1 pseudogene is annotated in these 587 nt (G+C 69.2%); it reads right to left on the bottom strand.

Annotated elements, in window-relative coordinates:
* A pseudogene (locus tag AUL38_RS03030) lies at positions 1-587 on the bottom strand (acetyl/propionyl-CoA carboxylase subunit alpha); the annotation flags it as partial.

Consider the following 587-nt stretch of genomic DNA (forward strand, 5'->3'; position numbering starts at 1 on the left):
CGAGAAACAGCGTGTCGTCACCGAACGACGCCTTCGCCTCGCGCCTGGCGGTGTCGAGCGCGGCGGGCAGATCCTCCGCGTAAATGCGCGCCTCAATCGAGTGGCCAGTGATCTGCACGTCCTCCTGGGTGAGGCCGAGCGGTTCGCCCGCTGCGACGCGCAGCTGCGCGGCGACGAGATCCACACCCGTGACCTCCTCGGTGACGGGGTGCTCAACCTGGAGCCTGGTGTTCATCTCCATGAACGCGAACTCTTCGGGGTCGTCGGCAGAGACGATGAACTCGACCGTGCCGACGCCCAGGTAGTCGACGCTGCGCGCCGTCTCGACCGCGGCCTCCGCGAGCCTGGCACGCAGCTCGTCAGTGAGGTTCGGCGCCGGGGCCTCCTCGATGACCTTCTGGTGCCGCCGCTGCAGCGAGCACTCGCGCTCACCGAGGTGCAGCACGGTGCCGTGGCTGTCGGCAACGACCTGCACCTCGATGTGGCGCGGCCGGGCGATAAGCCGCTCGAGAAACAGCGTGTCGTCACCGAACGACGCCTTCGCCTCGCGCCTGGCGGTGTCGAGCGCGGCGGGCAGATCCTCCGCG

The organism is Leucobacter sp. G161 (assembly GCF_001482305.1).
Classification (GTDB): Bacteria; Actinomycetota; Actinomycetes; order Actinomycetales; family Microbacteriaceae; genus Leucobacter.